Genomic DNA, 6492 nt, shown 5'->3' on the forward strand with positions numbered 1-6492 from the left:
GAGGTGGTGGGCACGAACCGGCCCCCGGACGTTCAGGAGACGGCGCCCTCGGTCCAGGCCCGTTCGAGGATCTCGTCCACGGTCTGGTCCACCGTCTGGTCGGAGGTGTCCAGCCAGAGTCCGACCTTCGAGGTGCTGCCGCGGAGCACCGCGTCGAGGTCCTTGGGCTGCCAGTCCGGGCCGTAGCCGGTCTTGGCGCGCTTCGCCTCCCGCTCCAGCACGGCGTCGGGGTTCGGAGCCAGGACGACCACGGCCAGCGGCCGACTCCTGATCGTCTCGGTGATCTCCTGGAGATGCTCGCCGAGCAGGATGTCCTGGAGGATCGCGGTGAAGCCCGCCTGGCAGTACGCGTCGGCGGACGCCGCTGCCAGCCGGTGCCGGAGACGGAGCTGCTCGAGGGCCTCCGGCTCCGGGTCGGCGGTCATGTTGACCTGACCGTTGACGATCATGCGCCGGAAGAAGTCCCCCCGCACGTGAACAGATCGGTCCAGCCGCTCGGCCAGAGCCTGCGCGACGGTCGACTTGCCCGCCGCGGAGATGCCCGACAGGACGAGGACGCCCTTGCTGCCCCCGTCACCCGGATTCTTGTCTGCCATGAGGTGAAGTGTTTCCTCTCTCGCGTACTCGGTCGCGCGGACCGCGGCCGGTCCAGCACGTCCGGCAATAGCCGACGGCGTGGCCCGCGCGGGAATTCAGCGCCCTGTGCACTCAGCCGCGTTCGAGGATGAGCAGGTCCATGGTGGCCGGCCTCTCGTTGGAGGTGCCCCACGTGCCCGGCTTCGGCTCTCGACGCAGGTGCAGACCATATCGTGCGGCTGCGGCGCGCAGATACTCGACCCGATAGGCGATAGCGTAGGTCGGCTCTTCCTTCGAATGTACGTAGTATTCGCCATGATTGTTGGTGAAGGTGAACGCGGTACGCCCCTGGGCGATATTTTCGGCCACCTTGTCGTCGACCAGATAGGCCGTCGCGAAGCACCTGCCTCCGGGACGGAGCGTACGGGCCGCCTCGGTCAGATAGTTGTCCAACTCGGGCGGGAGCAGATGGCTGATGAGACCCACCATCGCGACCACATCGAACGCCGAGTCCTCGGCCGGGAACTGGAAATCCGCAGCTCGTAGCTTTCCGTCGGGATTATAGATCTCCTGACGGATGTCGACATGCTCGAATCTGAAATGGGGATACTTCGACGTAATGGCGGACGAGCACCACTCAATGGCATGCGGCACGATGTCGAAGCCGAGATAGGAGCCCTTCTCACCGAGGACGTCGGTGAGCGGAACCGCGATGCGCCCCGCACCGCAACCGACGTCCAGCACGTCGTGCGCGGGTCCGACGCCCAGCTCCGCCTGCATGTAGTCGGTGATCTGGCGCCCGACCTTCAGAAAGTCACCGTTCCCGACGAAGCGGCGGTATCTGCGCGGTGGCAGCAACTCGTGGTTCCGGCCACGCAGCCGGTCGGCCAGGTCGAGAATTCGCAGCCCCGCCCGGTACCCGGAAGCCCGCAATTGATCAAAAGCACTGGACGCGCGAACCGTGGAGGTGTATCTCGTCGCCTTCAACGCCTTCAGCTCGGACCTGCTGTCCGGCATAACGAGCGGCCCCTTTCTGGCGGTCGTGTCGACCATGATGGCGGTACGGGCACGTCAGGGGGTCCTGTTGTTTCCGGTGTCACGGTGGAGTGCGACATGCAAAGGGTTGCGGCCATACCCCCAGCGACCCATGGGACACAGCATGTCCCGCGCGACTCCGATGGTCAACAGTGACGAAGAGCGTCACGGGCGGGCATTGTCTGATTCTGCCCGGATTACCCTCGCGACACATCGTTTCCGGGCCCACGGAAACCGAACGTCAATCCGGTTGCACCCTCAACGGAACAGGGACCGGAGGCCACACGGACCTCTCAGGGCCTTTCGCCGGATGTATTTACTCGTGCAAGTCGCCGCTGTCCTCGGCCGCGGCGAGAAGTGTGCCCGGTCCCGCCGATCGCGGTTTGGCCGAAATCGAACGCTGCGTCCCCCCACCGGCCCACGTAACCGCCCACCCATTCTTTTTCGGCACGCGGCACGCGGCACGCGCCCGCGGCGCCCGCGACCGTACCGCGTCACGGGGCGAGCCCGCGGCGGCCGACCACCCCCGCCGGTGACGTCCGTTGCCCAGGTTCAGCGCACCCTCCCTCGTGCCTTCAGCGGTGTGGCGGGCAGCTCCGGAGCCGGAAGCGGCGGGCCGTCGTAACCCTTCACCTCACCGAAACGGGTGCCGTTCATCCAGTCCTCGCGGGCCTGGGCGATCTCCTCGTGGGAGCGGCCGACGAAGTTCCAGAACATCACGATCTCCTCCTCGAACGGCTCGCCGCCCAGGAGCATCAGGCCGGCGTCGGAGAGGGCGCGCAGCGGCAGTCGGTCGCGGCCGCAGCCGAGATAGAGCATCGAGCCGGGCAGCACGGGTACGCCGTCGACCTCGGCCTGCCCCGACATCGACAGGACCGCGTACTCGAAGTCCGGGTCCAGCGGGAGGCTGGTCTCGGCGCCCTCGGTCAGGGTGAGGTCGGCGCCGACGATCGGGGTGTAGGCGGTGCCGGGCGATGCCGCGCCGTCCAGTTCGCCCAGGATCACGGTGGCGGTGAGGCCGGGCGCGGTCACGGCGGGGAGATCCGTGTGGTGCTGGAAGTGGGGCTCGACGTCGCGGTGCGCGTCGGGGAGGGCCACCCAGAGCTGGGCGCCGTGCAGAAACCTGGCGTGCGGCTCGGGGCTCTCCTCGGAGTGGCTGATGGCGCGCCCCGACGTCATGAGGCCCAACTCGCGGGGGCGCACGGTCTGCAGGCTGCCCAGGCTGTCGCGGTGCAGGACCTCCCCGTCGTGGAGCCAGCTGACGGTCTGCAGGCCCATGTGCGGGTGGGGTGGCACCTGCATGCCGGGCTCGTCCGCGATGTCGTCGGGCCCGTAGTGGTCGACGAAAGCCCACGCGCCGACCATGCGGCGGCCCAGGTTGGGCAGCAGGCGGCGCACCTCGGTGGACTCGCCGAGCGGCACCCGGCGGGGGTTGAGGAGTTCACGGACCGGCTCGGCGACGACGAAGCCGCGCCCTCCGCAGACGGAGGGGGTGGCCTGGCGATCGAGATTGCTCATGGCGCTCAACCTATTCCCGTCGGGGCGGGGAGCGGCGGCACCCACGCCAGAATTTTAGTGGAATGTTCAATCACTATGTGGTGTTGTCACGGCTGGACGTACGCGGGGCGCAAGCCCGGTGGCCCGCACCGGGAGGGCGGCCCGCGTGAAGACGAGGAGGACGCGTGAACGAGACCTACTACGAGTTCGGCACGGCCGCCGACCGGTGGGACCGGGCGCGGATGTTCTTCGAGGCCAGGGAGTACCTCCCGGCCGCACGGATCCTGGGCGGGCTCGTCGAGGAGGCTCCGGAGCAGGTCTCGGTGCGACTGCTGCTGGCCCGCTCCTACTACCACTCGGCCCGGCTCGGCCGGGCCGAGGAGGAGTTGCGGGCGATCCTGGAGCTCGACCCGGTGGAGAGCTACGCGCGCCTCATGCTCGGCCGGACGCTGGAGCGCCAGGGGCGGCAGGCCGAGGCGGCCACGCACCTGCGGATGGCCGCCGCGTTCCACGGCGACTTCGGATCGCGGGACGGCGATCTCTGACTTCGGGTCCCGGGACGGCGATCTCTGACTCGGGTCACGGGACGGCCATCTCTGACTCGGGGCCGCCCGGACCGTCCGAGGCCGTAGGCGCGCGGCCCGGACCGAGCCGTACGACGGCCGGGGCCGTGCCGGACCGGCACGGCCCCGGCCTCCTTTACCCGCCGGTACGAGCACCCGATAATGAGCCTTCCGGACGAAGGGGCGGGGGATGCGCAGATCCAGGGACGCGGAGTTACACCGGGCGCGGGCGGCCGCGCTGATCGCATCGGCGGCGGTGGCCGTGTCCGGCTGCTCCGGGGGCGGCCAGGCCGGGGCCGGGTCCGCCGGAAAGCCCGCCGCCCGCGCCCCCGGGGCGCACAGCTGGACCAGCAGCCCCTGCGCACTGCTCGACGGCGCGTCGCCCGCACAGGGGTTCGCCGTCGGCCCGGCCACCGGATCCGCCGACCCGGACTCCAGGGAGGACATCGGCGAGGACGGCGCCCGGCCCCGCTATCGGCAGACGGGCTGCCTGGCCGATCTCACGGGCCCGGACGGGGCGTTGTGGAAGCTCAGCACGACCGCAGCCGTGTACGAGGACGTCGGGTCCGCCCGGCGCGCGTACCGCGCCGAGGAGGAAGTCGACCGGGCGCACGGGCGCGGTCCGGAGCGGGTGCACGAGGCCGCGTACTGGAAACCGGCCGACGACCAGGGCCGCCCCGGCCGCACGCTGCTCCTGTGGAACGGCGACCTCCTGCTCTCGGTGAGCGCGTACGGCCCGCACGGGAGCAGGGAACACGAGGTGCGCGACGGCCTCGGGAGCATCGTCGAGAACACCTCCCGCCGCATCGAGGACGAGCTGCGCGATCACGACGCCGCCTCCCCCGCGCCGTCCTGACCGCCTCGTCCCCGCTCCGGGAGACGCTCTGACTCGCGCTCCCTACGCGGGCGTTCGCCACCTGGCCGAGCCACTCCTTCGGCCATGATGTCCCGCCCTCGCGGCTCGCGGGCCGGGAGACGGCAGAACCCGCCGGACACACCCGGCGGGTTCTGCGAGCAGTGGGTGCGCTCAGCCCACCGGCGTCGCCGCACGGGGCGCGTCGGCACCGTTCGCGGAGAGCAGCAGCCGCTCGGTGAGGAAGCCGAAGATCAGGCCGAAGCCGGTCCAGAACGTGGTCTGGACGGCGAGCGTGGAGAGCCGGAACTTCCACAGCAGGGTGGCCGGGAAGTCCTCGCCGACCTCGTCGAACGAGGGCAGGAAGGCGTAGGCGAGGCCGATCACCAGGACGAAGCCGGCGGCCGCCGCGATGGTCGCGTTCCAGTTGCCCAGGCCCGGTGCGAGCCGCTTGCCGATGATCACGGCGGCGACGGCCAGCAGCACGCTGAGGGCGACCATCAGGAAGAACAGGGTGGTGCGCTTCCCGATGGTGTCGGGATCACCGACGGCCGGCGGGTTCGCCGGGTACTTCAGGAACGGCACGACGTAGACGGCGAGGAGGGCCGCTCCCGCGATCAGGGCGGCCGTGGCCCTCGGGCCGAAGCGGCCGATGCGGCCCAGCGCGTAGGCGAACACGAGGGCGGCGATCCCGCCCGCCGCGACGCCGAAGACGAGCAGTGCGGTGGCGAGTCCGCCGGTGGCCTGCATGGTGCGGCTGACGAGGTCCTCGCCGCCGCCGTGGTCATGGCTGTGCGCCTCTTCGAGGGCGATGGCGGCGTCCACCTGGGACTCGCCGAGGAAGTACGCGACGGCGAAGGCGAGCGCACCGGCGATCACGCCCGCGATCATGCCGCGCACGAGCAGAGCTCTGACAGATATGGAGTTCACGAGACTTTCCCTGTTCCCTTGTTCCCTTGCTTGCCCGGATACCGCAGATGACTCAGTGGCAGGGGAAGCCGAGCAGGTGACGGCCGTCGTGGACCCATTCGTGGACGCCTTCGCCCGAGATGAGCGCGGTGGCGCCCTGTTCGGCACCGACGAAGTACAGCAGCACGAGCGCCAGAATGCCGACGAAGACCGCCCAGGGGGCAAGGGCCTTCGCCGAGATCGGGGTGATGGCGGGTGCCCCGGTTGCGGGGGCGGCAGACTGCGCCATGGCGGAACCTCCTGTGGGAACACGCGTCCCTGTCGTGGTGCAACGGACGAGGATGCTGGGTCTGACTTCCCGCACAGGTACGGGTTCACAGTGGCGCGACCGTGCCGGACTTGCACCGGACTTCCGTCACACCCTCGTCATGGTCGACGTGACCATACCGCCTGCACGCAGGCACCGCCATGGTGCAATCTGCGGAGCTGCGGGGCTCGAATCGCCCGCCGATCAGGGGCGTTGGGGCCTTCACGGAACAACTTGAGGCAGGAACATGACAGTACGGGTGATGTTGGTCTCACCGGCGATGAACGCGGCGCTCCGGGAGGCCCGCTTCGACGGTGACGCCCCGCTGGACCGGGCCGGGGAGCGGAGCGCGCGGGCGGCGGCCTCCGCCCTGCCGAGGTACGGCCCGGTTCTGAGCGGCCCTTCCGAGCGGTGCCTCGGGACCGCCGCGGCGCTCGGCCTGGCCGCCCGGCCCGAACGGGCGCTCTCCGGCTGGGACCTCGGGGGCTGGAGCGGCCGCCGCCTGGACGAGGTGAGCGCCGCCGAACCCGCCGCGGTGGCCGCCTGGATCGGTGACCCCGCGGCGGCCCCGCACGGCGGCGAGTCGTTGCGGGCGCTGGTGGACCGGGTGAGGGGCTGGCTGGACGGGGCGGGCGGCGCGGATGTGCTGGTCGCTCCCTTGTGGCAGTGCCTGTTCCCCGATGTGCTGCGCCAGGGCCGCCTGCAGTTGATGCTGGAAGTCGGCTTTGCTGGCTGCGGTGAAAAACGCCATC

The 6492-nt window shown here is 70.3% G+C and carries 8 protein-coding genes; 3 read left to right on the forward strand and 5 right to left on the reverse strand.

Going from position 1 to position 6492, the window contains the following annotated elements; all coding sequences use genetic code 11:
• Positions 1-32 precede the first annotated feature (32 nt).
• The 3 genes from AB0917_RS33235 to AB0917_RS33245 all read right to left on the reverse strand — a co-directional run bounded on the left by AB0917_RS33235 (position 33) and on the right by AB0917_RS33245 (position 3129).
• Positions 33-596 carry an AAA family ATPase gene (locus AB0917_RS33235; RefSeq protein WP_366823439.1) on the reverse strand — a complete coding sequence of 188 codons (564 nt, stop codon included), beginning with the start codon at positions 594-596 and terminating at the stop codon, positions 33-35.
• A 112-nt stretch (positions 597-708) separates the two neighbouring features.
• Positions 709-1629, reverse strand: a complete 921-nt coding sequence (locus AB0917_RS33240; RefSeq protein WP_366823440.1) for a class I SAM-dependent methyltransferase — start codon at positions 1627-1629, stop codon at positions 709-711.
• Positions 1630-2163: 534 nt separating this feature from the next.
• Positions 2164-3129: a pirin family protein gene (locus AB0917_RS33245; RefSeq protein ID WP_366823441.1), complete on the reverse strand. Its 966-nt coding sequence runs from the start codon at positions 3127-3129 to the stop codon at positions 2164-2166.
• Positions 3130-3293: 164 nt separating this feature from the next.
• Between AB0917_RS33245 and AB0917_RS33250 the strand changes: the two genes are divergently transcribed.
• Both AB0917_RS33250 and AB0917_RS33255 read left to right on the forward strand, forming a co-directional pair.
• Positions 3294-3653: a tetratricopeptide repeat protein gene (locus tag AB0917_RS33250; RefSeq protein WP_366823442.1), complete on the forward strand. Its 360-nt coding sequence runs from the start codon at positions 3294-3296 to the stop codon at positions 3651-3653.
• A 208-nt stretch (positions 3654-3861) separates the two neighbouring features.
• Positions 3862-4527 (forward strand): hypothetical protein, encoded by a 666-nt coding sequence (locus AB0917_RS33255; protein WP_366823443.1) that lies wholly within the window; start codon positions 3862-3864, stop codon positions 4525-4527.
• A 171-nt stretch (positions 4528-4698) separates the two neighbouring features.
• On the opposite strand, the gene AB0917_RS33260 is transcribed toward AB0917_RS33255, so the two are convergent.
• Complete coding sequence (locus AB0917_RS33260; protein ID WP_366823444.1) at positions 4699-5454, reverse strand: CbtA family protein; 756 nt, start codon at positions 5452-5454, stop codon at positions 4699-4701.
• Between the two features lie 52 nt (positions 5455-5506).
• Positions 5507-5722 carry a CbtB-domain containing protein gene (locus AB0917_RS33265; RefSeq protein ID WP_030565757.1) on the reverse strand — a complete coding sequence of 72 codons (216 nt, stop codon included), beginning with the start codon at positions 5720-5722 and terminating at the stop codon, positions 5507-5509.
• A gap of 265 nt (positions 5723-5987) precedes the next feature.
• Here AB0917_RS33265 and AB0917_RS33270 point away from each other — a divergent pair.
• On the forward strand, positions 5988-6492 hold a 505-nt coding region (locus AB0917_RS33270), incomplete at its 3' end, for a histidine phosphatase family protein (protein ID WP_366823445.1).

Source organism: Streptomyces sp. NPDC007346, from assembly GCF_040703535.1.
Classification (GTDB): domain Bacteria; phylum Actinomycetota; class Actinomycetes; order Streptomycetales; family Streptomycetaceae; genus Streptomyces.